22 protein-coding genes are annotated in these 25,363 nt (G+C 39.6%); 19 read left to right on the forward strand and 3 right to left on the reverse strand.

Features of this window, described 5'->3' with window-relative positions; genetic code table 11:
* Positions 1–15: 15 nt before the first annotated feature.
* Positions 16–846: a 2,3,4,5-tetrahydropyridine-2,6-dicarboxylate N-succinyltransferase gene (dapD, locus tag QQK06_RS01240; protein WP_284242706.1), complete on the forward strand. Its 831-nt coding sequence runs from the start codon at positions 16–18 to the stop codon at positions 844–846.
* A 271-nt stretch (positions 847–1,117) separates the two neighbouring features.
* The gene (locus QQK06_RS01245) at positions 1,118–1,453 is read left to right on the forward strand and encodes a hypothetical protein (RefSeq protein ID WP_284242707.1); all 336 of its coding nucleotides are present in this window, start codon (positions 1,118–1,120) and stop codon (positions 1,451–1,453) included.
* 5 nt (positions 1,454–1,458) lie between these two features.
* On the opposite strand, the gene truC is transcribed toward QQK06_RS01245, so the two are convergent.
* On the reverse strand, positions 1,459–2,232 hold the full coding sequence (gene truC, locus QQK06_RS01250; protein ID WP_284242708.1) for a tRNA pseudouridine(65) synthase TruC: 774 nt from the start codon (positions 2,230–2,232) through the stop codon (positions 1,459–1,461).
* 78 nt (positions 2,233–2,310) lie between these two features.
* Here truC and QQK06_RS01255 point away from each other — a divergent pair, with 78 nt between their 5' ends.
* The 3 genes from QQK06_RS01255 to QQK06_RS01265 all read left to right on the forward strand — a co-directional run bounded on the left by QQK06_RS01255 (position 2,311) and on the right by QQK06_RS01265 (position 5,414).
* Positions 2,311–3,336, forward strand: coding sequence for a DUF3549 family protein (locus tag QQK06_RS01255; protein ID WP_284242709.1), 1,026 nt, complete (start codon positions 2,311–2,313; stop codon positions 3,334–3,336).
* A 6-nt stretch (positions 3,337–3,342) separates the two neighbouring features.
* On the forward strand, positions 3,343–3,642 hold the full coding sequence (locus QQK06_RS01260) for a DUF3301 domain-containing protein (RefSeq protein WP_284242710.1): 300 nt from the start codon (positions 3,343–3,345) through the stop codon (positions 3,640–3,642).
* A gap of 674 nt (positions 3,643–4,316) precedes the next feature.
* On the forward strand, positions 4,317–5,414 hold the full coding sequence (locus QQK06_RS01265; RefSeq protein ID WP_284242711.1) for a hypothetical protein: 1,098 nt from the start codon (positions 4,317–4,319) through the stop codon (positions 5,412–5,414).
* A 1,176-nt stretch (positions 5,415–6,590) separates the two neighbouring features.
* Here QQK06_RS01265 and QQK06_RS01270 read toward each other — a convergent pair.
* Positions 6,591–7,741 (reverse strand): IS3 family transposase gene (locus QQK06_RS01270; RefSeq protein ID WP_284242712.1). Its coding sequence is split into 2 segments (ribosomal slippage): positions 6,591–7,465 and positions 7,465–7,741, totalling 1,152 coding nucleotides; the frame shifts between segments, so codons are not numbered across the junction.
* Positions 7,742–8,358: 617 nt separating this feature from the next.
* Between QQK06_RS01270 and QQK06_RS01275 the strand changes: the two genes are divergently transcribed.
* The 14 genes from QQK06_RS01275 to QQK06_RS01340 all read left to right on the forward strand — a co-directional run bounded on the left by QQK06_RS01275 (position 8,359) and on the right by QQK06_RS01340 (position 21,896).
* Positions 8,359–9,987, forward strand: a complete 1,629-nt coding sequence (locus QQK06_RS01275; protein WP_284242713.1) for a cytochrome D1 domain-containing protein — start codon at positions 8,359–8,361, stop codon at positions 9,985–9,987.
* A gap of 82 nt (positions 9,988–10,069) precedes the next feature.
* Positions 10,070–11,860, forward strand: coding sequence for a NapC/NirT family cytochrome c (locus tag QQK06_RS01280; protein ID WP_284242714.1), 1,791 nt, complete (start codon positions 10,070–10,072; stop codon positions 11,858–11,860).
* A gap of 357 nt (positions 11,861–12,217) precedes the next feature.
* Positions 12,218–13,690, forward strand: coding sequence for a hypothetical protein (locus QQK06_RS01285; protein ID WP_284242715.1), 1,473 nt, complete (start codon positions 12,218–12,220; stop codon positions 13,688–13,690).
* Between the two features lie 214 nt (positions 13,691–13,904).
* Positions 13,905–14,870, forward strand: a complete 966-nt coding sequence (locus QQK06_RS01290; protein ID WP_284242716.1) for a 4Fe-4S binding protein — start codon at positions 13,905–13,907, stop codon at positions 14,868–14,870.
* Between the two features lie 11 nt (positions 14,871–14,881).
* On the forward strand, positions 14,882–15,199 hold the full coding sequence (locus QQK06_RS01295) for a cupredoxin domain-containing protein (RefSeq protein WP_284242717.1): 318 nt from the start codon (positions 14,882–14,884) through the stop codon (positions 15,197–15,199).
* A gap of 149 nt (positions 15,200–15,348) precedes the next feature.
* Positions 15,349–16,164, forward strand: a complete 816-nt coding sequence (locus tag QQK06_RS01300) for a CbbQ/NirQ/NorQ/GpvN family protein (protein WP_284242718.1) — start codon at positions 15,349–15,351, stop codon at positions 16,162–16,164.
* On the forward strand, positions 16,157–16,741 hold the full coding sequence (locus tag QQK06_RS01305) for a cytochrome c oxidase subunit 3 family protein (protein WP_284242719.1): 585 nt from the start codon (positions 16,157–16,159) through the stop codon (positions 16,739–16,741). Before QQK06_RS01300 ends, QQK06_RS01305 begins: the two co-directional genes overlap by 8 nt.
* 34 nt (positions 16,742–16,775) lie before the next feature.
* Complete coding sequence (locus tag QQK06_RS01310) at positions 16,776–17,030, forward strand: cytochrome C oxidase subunit IV family protein (RefSeq protein ID WP_284242720.1); 255 nt, start codon at positions 16,776–16,778, stop codon at positions 17,028–17,030.
* 30 nt (positions 17,031–17,060) lie between these two features.
* On the forward strand, positions 17,061–17,414 hold the full coding sequence (locus QQK06_RS01315) for a hypothetical protein (protein WP_284242721.1): 354 nt from the start codon (positions 17,061–17,063) through the stop codon (positions 17,412–17,414).
* A 134-nt stretch (positions 17,415–17,548) separates the two neighbouring features.
* A complete protein-coding gene (locus QQK06_RS01320) occupies positions 17,549–17,995 on the forward strand; it encodes a c-type cytochrome (protein WP_284242723.1) in 447 nt (148 codons plus the stop codon).
* Between the two features lie 4 nt (positions 17,996–17,999).
* Entirely contained in the window at positions 18,000–19,391 is a 1,392-nt protein-coding gene (locus tag QQK06_RS01325; protein WP_284242725.1) for a cbb3-type cytochrome c oxidase subunit I, read from the forward strand.
* A gap of 97 nt (positions 19,392–19,488) precedes the next feature.
* On the forward strand, positions 19,489–19,746 hold the full coding sequence (locus QQK06_RS01330) for a hypothetical protein (RefSeq protein WP_284242726.1): 258 nt from the start codon (positions 19,489–19,491) through the stop codon (positions 19,744–19,746).
* A 104-nt stretch (positions 19,747–19,850) separates the two neighbouring features.
* Entirely contained in the window at positions 19,851–21,686 is a 1,836-nt protein-coding gene (locus QQK06_RS01335) for a nitric oxide reductase activation protein NorD (protein ID WP_284242728.1), read from the forward strand.
* Positions 21,687–21,695: 9 nt separating this feature from the next.
* On the forward strand, positions 21,696–21,896 hold the full coding sequence (locus QQK06_RS01340; RefSeq protein WP_284242730.1) for a DnrP protein: 201 nt from the start codon (positions 21,696–21,698) through the stop codon (positions 21,894–21,896).
* 298 nt (positions 21,897–22,194) lie between these two features.
* Here QQK06_RS01340 and QQK06_RS01345 read toward each other — a convergent pair whose 3' ends face one another.
* On the reverse strand, positions 22,195–25,359 hold the full coding sequence (locus QQK06_RS01345) for an efflux RND transporter permease subunit (RefSeq protein ID WP_284242731.1): 3,165 nt from the start codon (positions 25,357–25,359) through the stop codon (positions 22,195–22,197).
* Positions 25,360–25,363: the final 4 nt, after the last annotated feature.

A 25,363-nucleotide genomic window follows, 5' to 3' on the forward strand; every position in this document is an offset into this window, starting at 1 on the left:
TATTTAGGAAACACCATGTCAGAGTTACAACACATTATTGAACAGGCTTTTGATAATCGTATGAACATCACCCCAACCAGCGTCACTACCGAAGTGAAGAACGCGGTGATTGATGCCTTAGATGCATTAAATAATGGCTCTGCACGAGTGGCAGAAAAAATTGCAGGTGAATGGGTTGTTCATCAATGGCTAAAAAAAGCAGTATTATTGTCATTCCGTATCTGGGATAACGAAGTCATCGACGGCGCTGAAAGCACCTACTTTGATAAAGTGCCTATGAAATACAGCGGCTATAGCCAGGAAATGTTTGAAGCGGATGGGGTTCGCGTGGTACCCGGTGCGTCTGTACGAACCGGCACTTTTATCGGTAAAAATGTCGTGGTAATGCCAAGCTTTGTCAATATTGGGGCTTATGTTGATGAAGGCTGTATGATCGATGGCTGGGCAACTGTTGGCTCCTGTGCACAAATAGGTAAAAACGTTCACCTTTCTGGTGGTGTTGGCATTGGTGGTGTATTAGAACCATTGCAAGCAGGCCCTACTATTATTGAAGATAATTGCTTTATTGGTGCCCGTTCAGAAATTGTTGAAGGCGTCGTTGTCGAAGAAGGCGCGGTTATTTCAATGGGGGTTTATATTGGTCAAAGCACTCGTATTTACGACAGAGAAACGGGTGAAACCCATTATGGTCGTGTACCTGCAGGTTCAGTAGTCGTGCCTGGAAATTTACCGTCTAAATGTGGTCACTACAGCTTATATGCTGCAATTATCGTGAAAAAAGTCGACGCGCAAACACGTGCTAAAGTAGGTATTAATGCCCTACTTCGCTCAGTTGCTGACGAATAACCTTTACTTAAAAATTTGTTTTTATCGCGCTATTCGTTATTGGGTTTTGTCCTTTTACTGATAGCGCTATTTTTTTGACGCTTAAAAAAGCAAGCTTATTATTCAAACAAAAAAAGCTCTTTTTTTCATCTAACTAAAGAATCCTTTAAAACTTTTTTATTAGTGTTTTTAAATACTTATTTAAATAAAAATTACTTAATATTCGTGTTTTTATTATTTGGCATAACGTTTGCGATAACACAATTGTCTTTACTAAATTGTTGTACATCGTATGAAACTACTAAACCTTATCCTTATCGGCTGTTTACTTATCACTAACTTGGCCTGTAGCACCACTAAAACAGTCAAAATTGAAAAGAAACCGTTGATCTCTGATCATCATTTAATGATGTCAATGCTAAATCGCCCAATGACAGGCGATCAAAAAATAATGTTAGCATTCGCTCGTCAGCAAGACAGCTATCAACATCAAATAGCACCAGTATTTGTTAATGCCATTTATATTCGAGGCGAAAAATCATCCGACAATGAAATTTCACCAAGCCAAGGGATCTATTCCGCACTAATTGCACAAGATATTAACGCAATTCGCATTCAAGGCCTTTAATAGCGTTAATCGACTATCGACCAGGACAATTTAGTAAAGACACTCTGCCACTGTTGGTCAAATTTCGCTGTTATCGTCACTGGCTTAGCATGTACAGGATGGTTAAAACTCAGCTCTTTCGCAATTAGCATTAGACGTTTAACAGCAAAATACTGCTGAAAGAATGGGTTTTGCTTATTATCACCGTAATTAATATCACCAATAATCGGATGACGCAAATGCGCTAAATGACGCCGCAATTGATGACGCCGGCCAGTCTCAGGCATCAACTTTATCAAAGAATAACGTACACTGTCATAACGCCCTAACGGCACAGGTAAGCTTGCAGTCGCCACCGATTGATAACGTGTAACTGCCTGCTGTGGCGCTTTATCTTGTGTTGCGTATTTATCGCCTAATTTATCCAATTTTTCTTTTAATGGATGATCGACCACACCTGAGTCAAACAGATGGCCCCGAGTTAATGCATAGTAAGTTTTACTGATAGTGCGATCGCTAAATGCCTGCCCCATAATACGGGCAATATCTTCTGATAAGGCAAACAGCAAGACGCCTGAAGTAGGTCTGTCTAACCGGTGCAGCGGGTAAACATATTGCCCCACTAAATCTCTCACTAGCTGGAGCGCAAAATAAATTTCCTGCTTATCCATAAAACTACGATGAACAAAAAGCCCCGCAGGTTTATCAACCGCCACTAAATATTCGTCCTGATATAAAATGGTTAGTTCAGGCTTTTCTTGATAAATGACTGAATTATCTGAAGTAAGCTTATTATTCAATGCTCGCTCTGCGTCACTATTGGTGTTTAGTCGTTATTATCTCTATAATGCCGCCATAATTCGATATTTAATTACTTTATGACAGCAATATCTTCTATCACTGAATTACTTTCATTATCTAACAGCCAGTACCGAGTGTATGATCTTGGTCGTAAAATAGAAAAATTATCTAAAGAAGTATTTAATAAAATTGAACAGTGCCAATTGCCACATCCTTCGCCTATTCAAGGGCATGCACACATAGCGATAGCATTCTGGCAAAAGCAATCTGTTCAGCCATATATCTGGTTTATCAAATTACCCCTCGATGAACGCGGTTTACTCAATTTAGGGGCTCGAAACCATTTCATCGCTATTATCGTAGAAGCGCTGGGTGGGGACCTATCTGCCGATCCAACAGAAAAACAACAACAATTATTACAGAGTAATCCTTATTTATTCACGCCATCGCAATATAAACTGGCAATGCTAAACAGCTTACTCAAAGCGGAATTAAAACAGCAAGCAAGCGAACATTATCAAAAGTTTCGCTATTATCTCAAGCAGCAAAACTGGGCGAACTGGCAAGAAGTAGGTGTGCAAGGGATCACAGATTTTACCGCTCGATTAAATGAAAATAAAAACACTGAGCTGTTAATAAATGCTCTTAACCATTTACCATTTGAAGTATTAAGTCCGCTATGTGGTGCACTAGAACATTGCTTGTTACCATTACCTTTGGTGGAAAAAATTCTAAAAATGATCAATCAGATAGCACCTGAAGGGGCGGATAAACAGCAGATGTTGCTACGAAGTTTGGCCTCATCTTGTTCACACCCTTTTGTCGATCAACATATCGCGTCGTTACTTGAACAAGAGACATTATCTGATAACCTCTTAATTACCCTCACAGGTCGTTGCTGGCAAGCGATTAACTCTAGTGAACGCGCCATGTTATTACTCGAGCATTTAGTTGCTCAGGATGAAGAATTATTTCCGGCAATATTCAAAGATTTAGTCGCCATCCCTAGTGTTCGCCCACTATTATTTCAATGTATGCGTGCACCAGAACGTAGCCAGGCGCTATCAAAAGCAATAGGCCAACTGTTTAATCCACAAAGTTAATTAATTATGGAAAATATTTATTTGTTACTGCTGGTTTGCCTGATCTTCTGGTATTTTATTTTTCTGCGTAAAGTAGCGGAGTTTGCTCGTCATCATATTCGCCAATATTGCCAACAAGAAAAGTTACAGTATTTAGCGATTGCTCGGGTATCAAGTCGATTACGTTTTAATAAACGTATGGGACTGCACTGGTTGAGTATTTTTGAGTTTGAATTTAGTGGCGATGGTGAATCCAAATATACCGGAAGAGCTATGTTGCAAAATTACAAACTAGCTGACATTGATATACCTGCATATCGTATTTGAAATAAATAGGAAGTAAAAGAAAAGCGACCGTTGTCGCTTTTCTTTTGTGTTCGGTACTAATCTCTATGTACCTAACTTCTGCTCAGTTTCTTCCTGACGTTAATTCCATCTAACCGAGTTCATTCATCCTAAATCTAAATACTTGCATCCATTAAATAACATCCTGTCATTTTCTTCCTTAAAGAACATCTTGTTCTTAAGTATTTAGCTAACATCCTATGTTAATTATCCTTGATCCTTCCCCCTGCTGAGCAATGCGGCAATAAAAACTTCCATGCTAATATGCTCACTTGGTTTTCCCTTTCCTTTTTCTATCCTTACAATGTCGTCCTGACATCATTAAGTTTAACTGAGCGAATGATCTTCACTAGTAATAAATTAACTAAAATTAGCACTTGCAGAGAACGCCCTAAAACCAAAAACAAATAAAATCAATATTTATTAATAGGTTACACTTTATCATTTCAATTTTAACCTACATGAAACTAACATTTTTCTGACAAAACTTGGGGCAATGTCTTACAAGTTTCATGACCTATTAACTGCAAGAGATTTTTACCAAAGAAAGCTAATTTTCTTCCTGACATTTACGGTTAACAAGGTATACTCTGATGTAAATTCACTTCAGTCTTTTTATTAAGGCTGTACCTTATTTATCAGCTATTGGAGTCGCAGTGCCTTTTGTTCAATCACTCGTTTGTTGGCTTGGTGCCGATAATCGCCAAAGATTTTCACTTATTATCGCCGCATGCCATTTATTTTTTATTTTCTCAACCTTGCTGTTCCCTACTTCAATTTTTGTACAAGCAATAGCACTTTTACTGTCATTAATTGCCATTATATGTAGCACTAAAAGGCGATTAAATGACAGTAGACTCACTGAACAATGGTTACTTATCCCAGGTAGTGTATTTTTATTAACAGGCGTATTAATCATGGCCATTGATGGTGCTACCGTTTACTGGTTAGCCACCTTTCCGTTGGCCACAGCAGCAATACTGCTCACCTATCCGAGCCAGCATTCGCACAAATACACATATGGTTATGCTGGTCCGGTAGATTTAACCCAACAATCAACAACGAGACGTCAACGTATTGAGCCTCAGCTCAGAACGCAGTTATCTAATATTGACGCTACGACTGTATTTGAACAAACAGAAAGGCATAACAGAGAGTTTTCCTCCGCTAAAAGTTTTACTCATAAAAGCAATAGCACCGACATTGGTGTGCGTATACGTCAACAATTACTCAATAATAAAAATGCTCGGATAACCTTAATAACGTTAGCATTAATCGTCATTATTGCGATGTTAACCACCTACCTAATGACAGGGACTACAAACACAACAAACGAGTCAGCACTTAGCAACGAAACATTAAAGCCAAACGAGCAACAAATAAATTTACGTCAACATGCCCTTACAATGCCTGACAACTTCACTCTGTATGTTAGCCCGTATAACGGGCTCATTATTAATTGGCAGGCGGATAGCACTACAAAGCAAAGCATATGGAATATACGCCAAGCTCAAGGCGACATAAGCTGTCAGCATATAACCTTTAATAACGATAATAAAATTAGAAGCAATTTAGTGACTATCGAAAACAGTGAGAATTATTTTGCTGAATTTTCTCCACTGGATACCAAAGATTTAATCAAAAATTTAGCCGCTCGTGGCAGTTTTACGCTTTGTGGTTATTCATTTTCATTAAAAGGTAGCCAGGCAGTATTAGGAAAACATTCATATTATGGGGAATTGCTCACTAACTAACACATCGGGGATTTGTCGGTAGGTGTTTTAAATATATTATAACATCGCTCAATAGTTAACCATTGCTCGTAGCACTAGTTATTATCCCTGAAAAATCTAAAGTAGCTAGTATCGATGCAGGCAAGCTTCAAGTAACATGACACAACAAGTAAATATTTAGCTAAATCAGAATAAAAAAATGCGGCTACTAAGAGCCGCATTTCTATAACTAGCTTAATGCTTCCTGCATTATTTAGTGTCCCGTTTCATCCGTAAAAGACCATCCTTAGTCACTTCCTACTATTACTTCCTGTCTTGTCCTTTAACATCCTTATCAATAACCCGTCCTGAGTTACATCATTTTCCCTATACACGTTATCCTAACGTAATCTTCCTTGACACGAACATCCTTATAACATCCTCTGGGCCTCTACCCATGATTCGTTCCGTGAACCTCCGAACGCTTTCCATAACAAACTTACCTAAGTTTCAAGCCATCCTGACCTGTGTCTTCCTGACAATGTAAATATTACGCGATAATAAACTTTTCCCCAGTATTAAAAATTATTCTCTTAAAATAAAAAAAGTACCACATCAAGAAAAATAAAATTTAGTCCATATAAAACAATAAGATAAAAAACAAACACTAGATAAAGTAGCAGACAATTAACATCATATCTCACAGCAATGTAAGACATATCTCACAAGTAAACAGGGTATTAATCCATTTACGGAGAAAGTTTCCGTGTGGCATTGGTCGAGCGTTAACGGTTTCACTGAAGGAGCTCCTTTGTTAGATACAATAGTCGCTCCAGGTATTAACGGTTCGTTGCAATTAAAGTACGCGTTTTAATCACGTTCACTTACATAAAAGAAGCACAGTATCTATATACACTGAATTACACAGCTGTGCTTCATCCTTTTATTCTATATAGAAACTAATGATATTTTCTACAATCAAGGATACGATAACCTTTAACGAGTCTTCATAATTACAGCATTATTAACTACAGCTTGCTGCGGACAAATCAAGACAAACCATTACTTGCTACAATTATCGGCACTTGATAATCAAAACAGCCATTCCCCCCCTTTTAATGACAGTAACACGCTTGTTGCTAAAGAATATAAAGGAAAGTTATATTTATTAGATACGACAGTTATGAAGATTCAAGCATATTGTTCTGCGCAACTAATTCAGGACACTTTTCTTAAGGAACTTTGTTCATACTCCACTGGCGATAGATCACCATTAGCTGTATGAAGCCGTTCTAAGTTGTAATAGCGCATATATGCCGTTACATCATTTCTCATATGCTCACGAGTCGGTTGTGGTACTTTTAACAACCAATCATGTTTTAAGCTGCCGAAGAATCTTTCTACAACAGCATTATCCCAACACGCACCAACATCGCCCATACTGGATCTGATACCATAATTTGTCAGTAAATGACGATATCGCTTACTGGTATATTGTGAGCCTCTATCGCTGTGAAATACTAAGCCTTTTGGCGGCTGGCGTAAGTTATAAGCTTTCATCATCGCTTTACTCACCAAGTCAGTCGTCATCCGTTTATCAATGTGCCAGCCAACAATACGGCGTGAATATAAATCCATTACGATAGCTAGATACATCCAACCTTCGCCAGTTCTAAGATAGGTCACATCACCAGCCCACACTTGATTTGGAGCCACAGGGTTAAAGTTCTGGTTCAACAAATTATCAGCAACAGCATCACTGTGCTTACGCTTAGTTGTTACCTTGTAGGCCACTCGTTGAGTAACCACTAAGCCAAGTGTTGCCATTAACTTTTGAACGCCATAATCACTGACATTAAAGCCCTCTCTGCGTAATTTCTTTCTAAGCTCACGATAACCCAAGCTATTTCTACTTTTCTCGAAGAAGTACTTTGCCTTTCGATATAAGTTCAGTTGCTCTGCTGTGATGATTTTAGCTGGCCGTTTGAGCCAAGCGTAATACGCAGAGCGGTTGATATTCATAATCTGGCAGAGTTTAACTACTGGAAATGCAGAAGATAGCTGCTTTATCGTTTTGTACGTTACTTGGTTTCCTTTAGCAGGAGGGCGCTGGCCTTTTTTAATATCTCTTTTTCCATCCTTAGCTCTTTATTTTCCTTGCGTAACCTCAGCAGTTCAGCCCGCTCATCGGCATTTAAACTAGCACCTGATTGCTCTGCTTCAAGCTTGGCTTTCCAGTTATAAAGTAATTTATCCGTGATACCCAAAGATGCTGCGGCCTTCGGTACGCTGTAGCCTTGTTCGGTTACTAATGCGACGGCTTCTTGTTTAAATTCAGCCGTGTAACTTCTGTTTATTCGTTTTGTCATTTAACACCTCAATAATTGGATTATATTCCATTATTAAAGTGTCCTGTTTGATTAAAGCAGATCATATCTAGATATTGCTACAGACGCGATACAGTCGATTAGTTATAGCCCCAATATTTACTTTCAACAAAGGGTAAGTACACCATTTAAGAGCGACGAAATACGATTGGAGAAACTTCTAACTCCCTAAAAAGACCACCACGATCGTAAAACCAGTAATTGCTGCATAAAGAAGTGATGTGGTCTGCTTTAAATCGTGAATACCCTTATCAGTTATAAGGTTAAATAACTGATATATCTCACCTATTACTAATAATTCTCTATGTACTAAAACAAAATAAAAGTAATGGTTTTGAGTTTTCTTTGACCTCGATCAAGTTTGCTCTTCTTTAAAAACAAACAATTTTAAAACTTGATCTGTATCACCCACATTGCTTCAAAAATACCCGATAGTGTTACTCAAGTATTTAATGCACTAAAAATTAATCAGTTTGTATTTAAAGCTTCATCAATACGGTTAGCTACCGTATTGATAAATTTAAGGTTAGATCACTTGGTTTGACTATCGTTTGGCTAATTGTCTAATCAATAGCATGTGAAACATCTGGAGAGAACCGATGAAAAGAATAAAATATGGCCTTTCAGCAATAGGTTTAGCCGTTGGCATGGCTATGAGTGGTACTAGCTTTATTGCTTTTGCTACCGAGCCTACTTTGTCAAAAGCTGATTTTGAAAAAGCTCAATTACACTATTTTCAACGCTGTGCAGGTTGTCATGGCGTTTTACGTAAAGGGGCTACCGGTAAAAATTTAGAACCTGAAAATACCCTTAAAAAAGGGCAAAAACGTTTAGAGAAGATTATTTCTCTGGGTACCGAAGGTGGTATGAACAACTTTGATGACTTGTTTAGTAAACAAGAAATTGCCAACCTGGCCACGTTCATTCAAATGGAGCCACCAGTTCCGCCTGAAATGTCACTGGCGCAAATGCGTGAACATACCAAACAATATATTGCTCCAAAAGATTACCCAACCAAGCCTATGCATGGTCGCAACTGGGAAAACTTCTTTGTGGTTATCGAACGTGATGCCGGTAAAGCAGCAATTGTAGATGGTGACACTAAAGAAATCGTGACTCATATCGATACAGGTTATGCGGTACACGTAATTAAAGGTACTGAGCACCACAAAACTCAGCACACTAAAGATACTGGACGTTTCTGGTACACCATTGGTCGTGACGGTAAAGTCAATAAAATCGATTTATGGCAAACGCCAGATAAAATGTTAGTGGCTGAAACTAAAATGGCTTATGACGCTCGTGATATTGCGGTATCAGGTGACGGTAAATATGTGATTGCCGGCGGCTACTGGCCAGCTCACTTCGTGATTATGGATGCCGTTACCTTGAATCCACTTAAAGTGGTTTCTACCCGTGGCTATAACACTAAGGGCGAATTCATTAATGAAGCGCGTGTTGCCGCTATCTACACGACACCTAATGAGCCTACTTTCTTAGTCGCGGTTAAAGAATTAGGTCAAATGTGGCAAGTAGATTACCGTGATTTGGATAACCTGCGTATCGAGCAAATCAACTCTGCCGAGTTCTTGCATGATGGTTTCTTTGATCCAACAGGTCGTTATTTCCAAATCGCCGCTAATGCATCTAACAAGATGGTAGTGGTTGATACCAAAGACCGTAAGTTAGAGAAAATGATTGATGTTGATGCCTTACCACATCCTGGCCCAGGTGCTAACTGGATTGATGATAAATGTGGTCCGGTAGGTGGTACAACTCACTTAGGTGTTGGTTTAGTGTCTGTTTGGGGTAACGATCCTATGGGTCACCCGGATCAAGCATGGAAACTATGTTATGAAGTTGAAACTGATGGGGCCGGTGTCTTTATCCGTACTCATGAAACTTCAGACTATGTTTGGGCGGATCAACTAAAACATCCTGAGCCAGAAATTCAACAATCAGTGCAAGTGTTTGATAAGAAAACCCGTGAAATTGTTAAAACTATTCGTGTTACCGAAGAACCTGGTAAAGCAGCCTTGCATATCGAGTTCAACAAAGGCGGTAGTGAAGTGTGGGTATCAGTCTGGAACCGTAAAGACAGCAAAAACCCAACTGGCGAAATAGTGGTTTATGATGCAAAAACGCTTAAGGAAAAAGCACGCATTAAAGGTTTAACCACACCAACAGGTAAGTTCAATGTGTATAACCGCATGAATCACAAAACTTAATATTCACATTAAGTCATGAAGCGAACAAGGGTAAAACCTTGTTCGCAATCCTTTAATCTCGCTAACCATAAATGAGTCTATTATGGCAAAACTTAGATTTACAGAGCCTAGTTTTTGGTCTCGCCGCTTAATTTTAGGGACATCCGTTGCTGGTGCCGTGGTATTTTTTGTAGTAGGTATTATATTTTGGGGCGGATTTAACACCGCAATGGAAGCTACCAATACCTTAGATTTTTGCACTAGCTGTCACGAAATGGAAGACAATGTCTACCAAGAGTATAAGCCAACCATTCATTATTCAAACCGCACAGGGGTTAGAGCGATTTGTTCTGACTGTCATGTCCCTGATCCTTGGGTTCACAAGGTTGTCCGAAAAATTCAAGCTTCTAAAGAAGTATTTTATTGGTTAACGGGTAAGATTGATACCAAAGAAAAATTCGAGGAGCACAGGCTGTCATTGGCGAAAAGCGTATGGCAAACAATGAAAGATACTGATTCAAGAGAATGTCGAAATTGCCATAATCTAGAATCGATGAATCCAGAATTTCAAAAACCTCGAGCCCGTATGCAACATTTAAATGCCATGGAAGCTGGGCAAACTTGTATTGACTGTCATAAAGGTATTGCTCATCACAATGTTAGAGATAAATTAACCGAAGAAGAACTAGAAACATTAGAAGCGCCGAACCCTGACTATGTCCGTGAAATTCCTGAAATGTATAAAATAGGACTGTTACGTGCAGAGCAGAAAGAACAAGCGCAAAAAGCAGTCGAAAAAGCTGAGAAAGAAGCTCAAAAAGCAACAATTCAAGCGAAAGTTGAGCAAGCTGTTGCGCAAGCACTGGCAAATGCAGGGGCAAGTTCACCGAGCTCTGAAAACTCAGCGACAAACAAAACTTTGTCAACAGATAACATTAATGTCGATTGGAGTAAATCTGCTTCTACTGAAATTTCAGTATTTTATCCAGGTACAGCATCTCTTGAGTGGATTTTAGGTCGTAAGCATGGTGGCAAACGCGCTTTCACTAAAGGTGATCGCTGTATTGAATGTCATGGCGAAGAAATAGCGGATATCGGACAAAATATAGTCACTGGTCAAAGCGAAAAAGATCTAGAGCCGAATGTTATCCCAGGTAAGCGTGGTAGCTTCCCTGTCACTATCGATGCAACCCATGATAAAGAATATTTATATTTGCGCTTTAGTTGGGAAGATGGTGAGCATGCGCCAGTACCATTTGTTGATGGTGGCAAAATGGATCCCGAAAACCCGATTAAATTGGCATTAATGATTGCAACTGACGATTTAGAATATGCAGATCGTGCAGGTTGCTGGTCATCTTGCCATGCAGATGCTTCAACTATGCCTTTCACCCCTGAAAAAGATGATTTATTAGGAAGTGATTTGGCCAAAAGATTGGACCTCAATTCTGGCGTCACTAAATATGTTAAGGAATCTCGCACTAAACTAGAGTTAAAAGGCCGAGGTGGCAAAGCATTAGGTGGCTGGGATAAACTCAAAGACCAATCAGCTATTGATGCTGCAATGGCCAATAACCAATATTTAGATTTACTTCGCTATAAATCTGGCAATGGAGAAGTTGAAGATGGCCACATTCTCGCTGAACGTAAGATGCATAGTGGGCAAGGCGCAGAAGTAACAGCAACACTAAATAGCGGAACATGGTCAGTGATATTTAAGCGTAAACTAGCGTCAAATAAGCCAGGAGATTTAACTATTGAATCAGGCAAAGTCTATAACTTTGGCTTCGCTATCCACGATGATTATTCAAAAGCCCGTTATCATCATGTCTCTTTTGGCTATAAATTGGCACTTGATAACGCTGAAGCGGAAGTTAATGCCACTAAGCAATAACACTAACTAATTCGCATCAATTTAAAGGCCTTTGTTTGCAAAAGGCCTTTTTTATATCAACTAAATTGTAATAGCTCATATTTGAGGTGACAGTTTTGTTTGACAAGGTTAAACATAATTTTCACACAGCTATGAGCACCTCCGACAAGAGTGAATTTGAGGCCATCACTGCGGTCTGATATTAAATCTTTGACTCAATAAAGCAGACGTTCAGTTGTGCTAATTCATCACAAGAATAACCCAAAAATCACAAATGTTGGCAAAGCTAAAAAATTATCCTTAATACCCGTTATAATTACCAGTATGTGTTGATACAACGACTATTCGGTTTTTTGGTTGTATTTTGGAGGTAACCCTATGGCACAACCACTTAAATCACTCACCTATGAGGATGTTGAATTATTTTGTGAACAAACCCTGAAAACAGGTACCTCTGTCACCTTAGAGAGTGTACTAGAAAAGTTTCCCAATGACTCTATTGATGTCGCTGCCTATTTTCACCAGTGGCATCAACGGAAATTGAATCAATCGTTAGCCTCTCCTGCACAAAATTCAGATAACAACTCAGACAGCAAATCTGAAATTCCGCCTAGCATTAGCCAAATAATGCAAGAAGAAATAGCCAAACAACAAGCCAGCCAAGCTGGAGAGCAACAAACCTTACTCGCTAAACAGCAAGACATTGAACAAATTCTTTTAGCTAAAAGCCAAGAGTTGCAAGCAAACCTTGACAGTCAATCTAAGTTTGTAGACGAAACTCATCAACAACTAAAACAACAATCACAAGAATTTCAGGAGAAATTTCAACAGCTAACTAGCGGCTACAACGATGAAGTTAATTCGTTAAAGCAACACCATCAGCAATCGTTAATTGCCCAACAACAAGCACACCGAATAGCGATTGAAAGCATTATCAATGAAAATGAAACGCAACTAGATAACCTAACCGAACAAGTTACGCAATTAACCGAAACGAATACATTACTCAAGGCGAAAGCTGAACAATATCTAGCAAGTCAGCAACAATTAAGCGTGCTACAAACAACCATAAGCCAACTTGAACAACAGTTAGCTGAAGAAAAAACAAAACAAGAACAACATATTGCAGCGGCAAAAAATCAATACCGAGAAAGTCTCAACGCATTACGCGATGCTCAGCAACAAGAAATAAGTGAATTAAATACCTGCCATCGAAACGAATTAGCAACCTTCTCTTCTCAGAATGTACAACAATTTGACGAGACCAACGAACAACTGAGCGAAATACAACAGGAAAATAAAATTCTGGCACAACAACTTGCAGAAGAACAATCAAAATCTGCCAACTTACAATCACGCTTAGTTAATGTTAGTAATGACATCGCCAATGATAAGGCAACTCAGACTAAATTACTGGCATCGCTTGAACAAGCAAATGCCAAAGTTATCACGCTTGAGCAGCAACTATCTCAGCAAGAAACTGGTTTAACAGTAGAAAGTGATTTAAATGCGCTTGAAAAAGCAGAGCGAATGATCGCTGCTTTAAGTGGTGAAAACAACAAATTAGCAACTCGACTTGAACACATAAAAACAAATTCAGTTGCAACGATTGAACGATTAACCGATAAATCCGGTCAAGCAATTGCTCGTATTAAAGAACTTGAATCACAGCTTGAATTAGAAATACGAACTAATAGTTCTGCCAAAGAAGAAAGAATAACACTCAAAGAACAACTAGAGTTAATGAAGCATAACCAAGCTTCAACATTTGAACGATTAACTAACAACTTAGAGCAAGCCAAAGCAAAAATAAAAGTTTTAGAAGAACAACTTGCTGAGATAAAGCGTTAACCGAATGTAAGAGCTAACAACAATGATACCTTACACTTTTTCACTAGTGCCTTACATATACATAACTAATTATTGCACCTTGACTGAAGCCATTGCTATTTTTAGCTACTGATAAATAGAGTTAGTATTACTCTGTGCAAATTGATCCAGATTAACTCAGAGGCAGAAGTGTTCAACTATACTGTCAGTATGAATTATTACATTAAGATTGACTATGCCTATGAAGTTACAACAATGGCGAAATGTAACGAAAATAGCGTTCTTTTTACTGTTTTTATTCGCCCCTCTACTCGACATTTTCCGTTTTGACCTTGAATTAGGTCACTTCATTATTTTTGCTCAGCCTTGGACGCTTAGTATTGAGCATATATTAACAGGTGATGGCGATGCCTTTGATGCTGCCATTCGAATATTTACCCGAGTCCTATTACCTGGAATCGGGTTTGTCGCGATAACGGGTTGGCTGATTTGGAAATATGGCCGAATCTATTGTGGCTGGTTGTGCCCACATTTCTCCGTAGTAGAGCTAATTAATCAGTTAATGTTAAAACAGCTAAACCGCGTTACTTTATGGGAAAAGCCTAGCCAAACGGTTGCAAAATTTGTCCCGAAGTTTATCGTTTTTATTACCGCCTTTAGCATGGCGTTTGTCTGGGCAGTCGGCCTATTAAGTTATCTGTTAGACCCTAAAACTTTGTTAATAGATTTAGTGCATTTTAATTTGGGCTTTGGCGCCAGTGTTTTCATTGCAGTCGCTACAACAATTTTTACCTTAGATTTTATTTTTGCCCGTCATGTGTTTTGTAAATACGGTTGCGCATTAGGGTTGTTTCAGAGTTTGATTTGGATGGCGAATAAGCAAGCCATGGTGGTAAAGTTTGATCGAAAAAGGGCGAAAGCTTGTCGGGAATGTGCACTGAACCAAGCAGATAAGCCCTGTGATCAAGCATGCCCAATGCGTTTACCGACACGTAATATGAAACGGGCCAAGTTTACTTGCACACAATGCGCGCAATGTATTTCTGCATGTCAGCAAGTACAGTTAAATAACCCAGAAGGAAGCTTGCTAACTTGGGTACAAGGGGCAGAATCAGAAGAAGTTGACAGACCTGCAGCAAAGTTTGAAGATTTAACAACAGTCAAGCAAGCTAATCGTATTTCAATAAAAGAAATTAACTAAGGCAAGCACTTATGAAAGCGTTTTTTACACTAGTATTATTCACTTCTGTGAGCATCAATAGTTACGCTAAAGATGTTATCGTAGAGATATATAAAAAAAAGTTTATTCCAAGCGAAATAACCATCAATGCTGGTGATACGGTCATTTGGAAAAACATCGAAAAAAGGCAATACCATAGTGTTTGGTTTAAAGCATTAGTAAATGAAGAACCCGACTATTTTTTCCCCGGTGAAAATTATCAATATACCTTTGAAAAAACAGGAAAGTTTGATTACATCTGTGGGCCACACCCTAAAATGACAGGCGTGGTAAATGTGATAAAGCCATAGTAATTGATGTATTCAAGCAACATTAAAATTTTGCACCTATTGCTCAATTACAACAATTGATCCCCATCAATTAACCGCTATTCTATTTTGCTATTAGCCACTGTAAGGCGTATCGTGAAACGACTTATTTTATTGGTGAATCTAGTGTTATGACCACAGTCAATTTTAATACCAAGCTAAATGAAAAAAATGCCTTATTTTATAAGGAACAAGAGCGCGAAGTCTCTGTGTTTGAATACGCTTACCAGCATAATTTACCCTTGTTAATTAAAGGACCAACGGGTTGTGGAAAAACACGTTTTATTGCCCATATGGCGGAAAAACTGAACAAACCTCTTTATACCGTAGCTTGTCATGACGATCTAACGGCTGCTGATTTAGTTGGTCGTCACTTGATAGGTCCTGATGGCACCTATTGGCAAGATGGTCCGTTAACTAAAGCCGTACGAGAAGGTGGTATTTGCTACTTAGATGAAGTCGTTGAAGCTCGTAAAGATACAACGGTAGTACTGCATCCACTTGCTGATGATAGAAGAGTATTACCGCTTGAAAGAACGGGAGAATTAATAGAAGCGTCACCTGACTTTATGCTGGTTGTTTCCTATAACCCAGGCTACCAAAATTTACTTAAGGGCATGAAGCCAAGTACACGACAACGATTTGTTGCGTTAAGGTTTGATTATCCAAAAACGGAAATTGAACAAGATATTATCATCAACGAAGCAGGAGTTGATGCCCATCTGGCATATAAACTTGTTGAATTAGGTCAAGCACTAAGGAAACTAGAACAAAGTGACTTAGATGAAGTAGCCTCTACTCGTTTACTCATTTATGCAGCCAAAATGATGTCTAGTGGTATGAATGCGTTAGACGTATGTCGAAGTTGTTTAGCTGAGCCGTTATCCGATGAGCCAGATACCGTCAATGCGATTATGGATGTCGCAAGAATTTACTTCGATGAGTAGTAGAGTATCTGGTCCGATAACTGAAGCGAGCAACAGGCTACCTGGTGACTTAGCCATGTGGTTTTTTATTTTAGCTGAGCTCACTGTTTTTGCTATTTTCTTTATTGGCTTTGCTGTATCAGAGCAACTAAATATTGAGCTGTTTAAGCAAGGCAAAGCTCAATTACATAAAACCGCTGGTGTGATAAACACTATTGCGCTGATCACTAGTAGCTTATTTGTTGCCCTTGCTGTACGAGCTATTCATCAAAAAAATAATCAACTTTCAATTCAGCTTTTGACATTGGCGCAACTGTGCTCCTGTGTCTATTTATTATGTAAATCCTGGGAATACCATTCGTTATTTGAACTAGGCTTTACTATAGAAACGAATGTTTTTTTTACCCTCTATTTTTTAATCACATTTTTTCATTTTTTACATGTCATTTTAGGTATGGTGATTTTAGGGTTTATTGCGGTAAAAGCTAAAACTGATAGCTACCAACATGATGTTTCCGGATTTGAATCTGGTGCCTGTTACTGGCATATGGTAGATATGGTATGGATAATTTTGTTTCCGCTTGTTTATGTTATTTAATAGTAATTACCCGAACTGCGTGAGGTAGTAGTATATGTTGTCAGCTAAATCAGCCGTTATATCATGGGGTATTTTAACGATACTAACCGTTTTATCAGTATTGCTAGGGACATACAGTGGTCAAAAAAGTCTAGTCATCTTTTTAGTATTAGCTATGGTATTTGTTAAGGGACAACAAATAACCGATATTTTTATGGAGCTAAAAACAGCGCCTAAGTTATGGCGACGACTGCTGCTTAGCTATGTCATCATCATACCATTGGTTATATTTTTAGTGTATGTGATCTAAATTAACGACTTTGCTGACATAGGAGTAAATATGGCAACTTCTCCAGTGCACAAGAAAAATGCAGCAATACTCTATCAGTCTCTTTACCTGGCAAATTTATTATTATTGCCTGGCCTATCCTTTCTCTATTTACTCTGGTTGTTCTTTCAACGCAAGCAAGATAAGGGATGGCATAGATTCCACCTATACCGAGCAATACAACTCTCTTTATCTGCTTTCATATTACTTATCCTGCTCCCTTTAGTTGTCATTATTGCAACGGATAATGTCAGTTCATCAATTATGGTAATGCTGGTTTATTTCATTACCTTACACACTCTTTTTGTCTTAATTGGCATGCTTAATATTGCTAGAGCAATGGCAAAAAAAACGCCTTTATTTTGATCTAGCGTATGTTTTTATAAGCTTTTATTTTTTCTTTCATTACTTTGATAAAAAGTTGATTTCTATCAAGCCTTTGACCTTTACAACTACCTATTATTAATTCGGTTTTATTACTTACTTTTAAGGGAAATACCATGTCTGATAGCTTTACTAAAGGCATGGCTCGAAATATTTATTATGGAGGAAGTATATTCTTCATATTAATATTTTTGGGCTTAACCTTGCACACAACAAAAGAAATGCCTAAACGGGATCATCGTGAAAATATTACCGAAGCTGTAGAGCGCGGTAAGGAGTTATGGGAAAAAAATAACTGCATAGGTTGTCATACATTAATTGGTGAAGGCGCATATTTTGCTCCTGAATTATCGAATGTATATCAACGTCGCGGTGGTGGAAATTTAGATTCATTCAAAGCATTTATGAATGGCTGGATGAAAGCACAACCATTAAATATTCCTGGTCGCCGTCAAATGCCTAACTTTCACCTAACTGATCAAGAAATTGATGATTTAGCTGAATTTTTGAAGTGGACGGCAGAAACCGATACTAATAACTGGCCGCCAAACGATGAGGGATAATGCGATGAATACTCTAAAATATCAATCTCAAGCAGTCGCAAAGCCTTATTTTGTTTTTGCTTTAATTTTATTCGTTGGTCAAATTTTGTTTGGCTTATTAATGGGCTTACAATACGTCGTTGGTGATATTGATGGTGGTCTTATTCCGTTCAATGTTGCACGTATGGTACATACCAACTTACTGATTGTTTGGCTGTTATTTGGCTTTATGGGGGCCGCTTATTATTTAGTACCTGAAGAATCAGAAACTGAACTCTATAGTCCTAAATTAGCCATTGCGCTATTTTGGATATTTGCCGTCGCTGGCGTACTAACCATTCTTGGTTATCTGTTAGTGCCCTATTCTAAACTTGCGGACTATACGTTAAACCATATCTGGCCAACGATGGGACGTGAGTTCTTAGAACAGCCGACAATTACTAAACTTGGAATTGTAGTTGTTGCATTAGGTTTCTTATTTAACTTAGGCATGACAATACTTAAAGGTCGTAAAACCGTTATTAATATCGTGTTGCTAACTGGTCTTGTCGGCTTAGCCGTTATGTTCTTATTCTCTTTCTATAACCCTTCAAACTTAGCGCTAGATAAGCTTTTCTGGTGGTATGTCGTGCACTTATGGGTAGAAGGTGTTTGGGAATTGATCATGGGTGCGATTTTGGCCTATGTCTTAATCAAAATAACTGGTGTAGACCGTGAAGTTATCGAAAAATGGTTATATGTCATTATTGCAATGGCGCTGATCACAGGTATTTTAGGTACCGGTCACCACTTCTATTGGTTAATGACGCCAGAATACTGGCAGTGGATTGGTAGTGTCTTCTCTGCACTTGAACCTTTACCTTTCTTTGCCATGGTATTGTACGCATTTAATATGGTCAACAGACGCCGTCGTGAGCATCCTAATAAAGCTGCCACCTTATGGGCATTAGGAACAGCGGTAATGGCGTTCTTAGGCGCTGGCGTATGGGGCTTCTTACACACCTTGGCTCCGGTCAACTACTTTACCCACGGCACGCAAATTACCGCAGCCCACGGTCATATGGCATTCTATGGCGCATATGCGATGATAGTAATGACCATTATTTCTTATGCTATGCCGAAGATCCGCGGTATTGGTGAAGCAATGAGCAACCGATCTCAAGTATGGGAAATGTGGGGCTTCTGGCTAATGACCGTTGCCATGGTATTTATCACCTTATTCCTAACAGGTGCTGGTGTACTCCAAGTATGGTTACAACGTATACCTGAAACAGGTGAGGCATTAAGCTTTATGGTGACACAAGATAAACTCGCTATTTTCTACTGGTTACGTGAAGCTGCGGGTGTCGTATTCTTACTTGGTTTAATTGCTTACCTATATAGCTTCTTTGTTGATAAAAAAGCAGCTGAAGCTTAATATTTATTAGCGATAAAATACTTATAATGATTGGCCGTGCTATTAATTAGCGCGGCCTTTATTTATTTAACCTCAGGTTATTTAGGATAATTTACCAATGGCAAACTCCCAAGCTATCAGAAAAACGACGCCACACCTGCTACAAAAAGTAGCCAAAATTATCGCTGTAATAAGCACTTTGGTGGCAATAAGCTGTTTGATCTATGCCACAGTATTTATCGATCAACAAAATGATGTAATGAAGGCAAGTTTCGGCGCTTCGGCATTTTTCTTTTTTATGATCGCCATAGTATTAAAAGTCATAGCAGATACCAACCTGCCAAACCTTAAAATTTCTGATAATAAGGAGAAATAACCATTAAATAGTTAATTGCTACAACCTCTTTTGATTTAAGTCACAAACTCTGTTGACTAATATCATTACACTCTAGTTAATTACACCTGAAATAGTGAACAAATATGGAAGAGTGGATTGGTGGTCTATGGCATAAATATATCACCCGAAAAGCGAGCGAAAATTTTGTTGATGCAGAAGTCAGTTTTGCTGAGGTCAATAAATCCGTTGGCGTGGTATATCGTGCGTTAGGTGGCGAAAGCGTAAAACGAATTGAAGCTGCCAGTGCCAGAGATTATATTGTCAGGCGAAGTCTGCTACAAAAAATAGCAGGAGAAAACAAGCAATTAAGCTTAGCATGGCAAGATGATGAAAGCTTAAGATTACCCGAAAAACTCGCCGTTTTTCCCGATAAATCCCTCAATAGAGATCTCTATATTTGGCTGGCGGTATTAGCGGCACATCAGCAAGGGAAATTTAACCATTGGGCGATAGATAATCAGCAGCTCGTTGTTGATGTGTTAACCAAATACCCAGCGTTAAAACCGAGGTACCAAAAACTGGCACAGGCCTTTATTAACCATCGCCCTGACTGCAGTAAACGCCCTATAGCAGAGCAACAAATGGAGCAGGCGATCATCTGCGCCATAAAAGAACCTGGCTCAGTTAGTGACTTCCCTACTGTTAATTATGCACCACAAGCTGTATACCTTTGGTTATATCCCTCCGCACATACTGATGCATTAGTAGAGCCTGATTACCAAGAAAACGAGTCCGAAGAAACCGAAAACTCCAATTCTGTCGCTAAAAGTAATGCAAGTCGTAAAAAAGCAGAGCGTGTTGATAACCCGAATGAAAAAGATGGCATGATGATTTTCCGTCTGGAAAGCATGTTTTCATGGAGCGAATTTAGCAAGTTAGATCGAGGCGTAGATGACAGCGATGATGATGAAGACAATACAAGGGTTGCAGAAGACCTTGATAACATTACCTTAAGTAAACAACATGAGCAAAAAAGCGCACGGATAAAGATTGATTTGGACTTACCATCTGCTTCCGAAGATGATATTCCATTAGCTGATGGCATTAAATTACCGGAATGGGATTATAAAATACAGCGTTTGGTGGCAGACAGATGTTTACTTTTTCCCATGCTACCGCGAGACAGTACACCGCAAAAGCTACCTTTTAAATTGCAAAAAACGGCTAACTTGATCCGGGCGCAATTTGAGCAGCTACAAAGTATTCGATACTGGTTAAAGACGCAACCTCAGGGGGAAGAACTAGACCTAGCAGCTTGGTTAGATTTTCATGTCGAAAGCCAAATATCACCGACCAAAGAGAAAGGGCTATATCAAAGCTTTAGGGGAAACAACCGAGATATTTCCAGTTTACTGTTGGCCGACTTTTCAATGTCAACAGATGCCTATTTAGATGATAATAACCGTGTTATCGATGTAGTAAAAGACAGCATGATGCTGTTTGGCGAAGCATTAAATGCCGTTGGTGATAATTTTGCCATGTATGGTTTTTCTTCGGTGAAACGCAGTAATATTCGCTTTACCGTATTAAAGAACTTTACAGAGCGTTATGACGATAACATCAGAGGGCGATTACAAGCGATTAGACCTGGATTTTATACGCGTATGGGCGCTGCAATACGTCAGGCAACAAAAATTTTAACGGAGCAAAAAAGTACACAGAAATTATTGTTAATATTAACCGATGGCAAACCAAATGATATTGATCATTATGAAGGCAGGTTTGGTGTAGAAGATACCAAACAGGCGATAACCGAAGCGCTCAAGCTAGGGATAAAACCGTTTTGTTTAACCATAGATCAAGAAGCAGCCGACTATTTGCCCTATCTATTTGGTAGCAATGGTTATACCGTTATTCATAAGCCCTCCCAATTGCCGGTGCGCTTACCACAATTATACTATCAACTCACTCATCAATAGGTTGTAGCAATGTCGCCAGATAACGTTCCGTGTTTATACTGTCAAACCCCCAATGATAGTCAAAATACCCATTGTCAAAACTGTGGCATGGCAATGCCTAAAAAACATCCGGAAAGTGCTAAGGTAAAACAAAAACTGTTCAAATACTTTTTTTGGGCGATTGCCCTATTTTGTCTGATCATGATGTTCTATCTACCTAGAAGTAATTAATATCACTTTGCTAGCAGCGCCGGGGGCCTGCATGGATGCAGGTTAGTAGAGTAACGCAGGAGCAGTTACCGAGAATCCAGAGGGGCTCGGCGTTTAACCCTTCTGGTTGCCGTGGTGGAGCAACCTCGACAAACCAATCAGCCGATAAACCCAAATAGTTTTATCAACTTACCCTTCAGATAAAGCTCTTTTGATGATAACCACCTACTGAAATAGGTGGTTTAGGGCTGAAAAAATAGAGAGATTTTACAATCTCTCTATTACAGCCACTATTGGCATAACCCCCGCATTCTGCATGCTATCCATTTCTTAGTTGCGCAATTTTCCTTTGAGAAAACTTTGGGTATAAAGCAGGTAAAACAAATAAGGTAAGCAATGTCGCAGTGACTAAACCACCGACAATCACACAAGCTAACGGCTTTTGAATTTCAGCCCCTACGCCATCTGAAAGCAACATAGGTACTAAACCAAATGCCGAAGTTAACGCCGTCATTAATACCGGTCTCAATCTGGAAACCGCACCATCAATGACTGCATTTACCGGAGCTTTTGCTTGTTTGACACGCAGGTTAATACTTTCAACCATCACCACCCCGTTAAGCACAGCAACACCAAACAAGGTAATAAAGCCAATGGCACTCGGTACCGACAAATACTGTTCAAAACTATACAGTGAAAACACACCACCGATAATCGCTAACGGTACATTGATGAGAATTAACAACGCTTGACTAATAGAAGAAAAAGCAAAATACAGTAGTAAAGCTATCAATGTCAGAGATAATGGTACCACTAGCATCAGCTTTTGTTGCGCTCGTTGCTGACTTTCAAATTGTCCGCCAATCATCACCGAATATCCGGCAGGCAAGGTCACTTTTTCAGCAATAATTTGTCGAATGTCACTCACCACTTCTCCCATTGCTCTTCCTTGAACATTAGCTTGAATAACAACACGGCGCTGGACATCATCTCTTCTTATTTGCGGCGGCCCCGATTGATATTCAATGGTGGCAACATCGGCAAGTCTTACCCAGGCGCCATTGGGAGAGGCGATTCTTAATTCAGATATTGCCTGCTTACTTTCACGAAACTTTGGTGCTAAACGCACATAGATATCATAACGCTCATTACCATTGACTATCTGTCCGGCAACAGCACCACCAACACCTTGCTGGATCAATTGCATAACATCTACGACTGAAAGTCCATAACGTGATAACTGACGTCTTTTTGGGGTGATCACCAACTGGGCTTCACCAGTAATTTGCTCTAATGCAACATCGGTCGCACCGGCTACCTGATTAATAACTTCAGCAATTTCCTGCCCCTTTTCTGCTAACACAGCTAATTCTGCACCAAATAACTTAATCGCCAATTGTGCTTTCACCCCTGACAGCAATTCATCAACCCGGGTGGCAATAGGCTGAGAAAAATTAAATAACAAACCGGGAAACTCGGCTAGTGACTGTTCAAAACGTGATTGCAATTTAGCTCGAGTATCAGCCGTTTTCCATGTCGCACGAGGAGTGAGGCCAATAAGAATTTCAATGTTATTGACCGGCTCAGGATCACCGCCAATTTCTGCACGCCCTATTCGACTAATGGCGTAACTAACCTCAGGAAAAGCAAGTAGTTTTTGTTCCAGCACCGGCGCCACCGACAATGCCGTATCCAAACTCGACGAAGGGGCTAACGTCACTCGCAGGTTAATTGTCCCTTCTTCTAATTCAGGTACAAATTCACTACCAATTCTGGTCAACAAAAATAATGCAACAGCAAGTAAACACACAACCCCGGTTATCATGAATCGGGTATGCTTAATCGCAACTTGCAGTGCTCGGCGATAATAACTTTCCAAGTGAATTAATAACGTATTACGCTGCACCGTCATTTTCCTGGGTAGTAGTAAACAGGCAAGCGCTGGCACAATAACAAGCGCAACGATTACCGCAGTGATCACAGCCAAAATAATACTTATCGCCATCGGCTGAAATAATTTAGCTTCAACCCCTTCAAAAGTAAAAAGCGGCATAAACACCACTAAAATGATCAGAGAAGCAAAAAATATCGGCCGTGCTACTTCTTGTCCGGCTGCTTTGACAATATCAGCTAAATGCAAATTGTGTTTCGACTGAGCGCCCAGCTCTGCAGACAACTTTGTCTGCTGCAAGCGATTAACGATATTTTCAACCATCACGACCGAGCCATCCACCAGCATCCCGATAGCAACCGCCAAGCCTCCTAGCGACATTAAGTTTGCCGAAATATTCATCCATGACATTAGCATCAACGCCATTGCGATAGAAACAGGTATAGAAACGATCACCAGCAATGTCGCGGTTAGATTCGCTAAAAACAGTGTTAGCACCACGGCAATAACAATAAAGGCAATAATTAACGCATTAACGACAGTATCAACGGCCTGAACGATCAAGTCCGCTTGATCATAAAAGGTTTCAAAGCGCACTCCTGGCGGCAGCGCCTGATTGATTAACGAGATACGCCCTTTTATGCCATCAATCGTTGCTTTGGTATTAGCACCAACGCGTTTAAGTACAATCCCAGATACTACTTCACCTAAAGCTTCTATTTCACCGCTTTGAGTGCGACGCGTCATAGTAGTGGCACCTTGTCGGATCTCTTGCCCGATATTAACTTGTGCAATATCAGCAATAGTTACCACGGATCCCAAATGTGTTTTTATCGGTACCTGAGCAATTTCCTGTAAGCCAAGCTCAGCTGTGGAAAACCAACCGGTTCCTCTTATTACTAATTGTTCCTGACCACGCTGTAAATACCAGCCTCCGGCATTGCGATTATTATCAGCCAAGGCCGCCATCACTTGTTGCTGGTTTAACTGATAGCCCAGCAATTTTTTCGGATCAAGCTGTACCTGGTACTGTTTAACGCTACCACCAAATGACAGTACATCGGTCACGCCATCTATTGGCATCAATAACAATTTCACTAGCCAGTCATTTAAACTGCGCAATGCCATCGCATCATAGCCACTGGCACTATCGGCAATCAGCAAATACTGATAAATCTGCCCTAAGCCGGAAGTATTAGGGCCTATTTCGGGAAGACCTACGCCAGCAGGAATTAACTCCTTCGCCGACTGTAATCGTTCAAATACCAGCTGACGAGCAAAATAAATATCCGTACTTTCTTTAAAAACTATAGTCACGCTTGAAAGGCCGGTTTTGGAAATTGAACGTACTTGTTCAACATCAGGTAGCGCATACATTACCGCTTCTATCGGGTAAGAGATCAGCTGCTCCACTTCAAGTGCAGCTAAGCCGGGAGCCTCGGTATTAACAACCACCTGCACGTTAGTAACATCTGGAACAGCATCTAATTTCAATTTAGGTATTGTAAAAATTGCGCTCGCCATCGCTAACATCAGGGCAAGTGCAACTAATAGCCGGTTATTCACCGACCAGTGAATTAACGAATTAAACATCAGC

The organism is Thalassotalea insulae (assembly GCF_030161395.1).
Taxonomy (GTDB): domain Bacteria; phylum Pseudomonadota; class Gammaproteobacteria; order Enterobacterales; family Alteromonadaceae; genus Thalassotalea_E; species Thalassotalea_E insulae.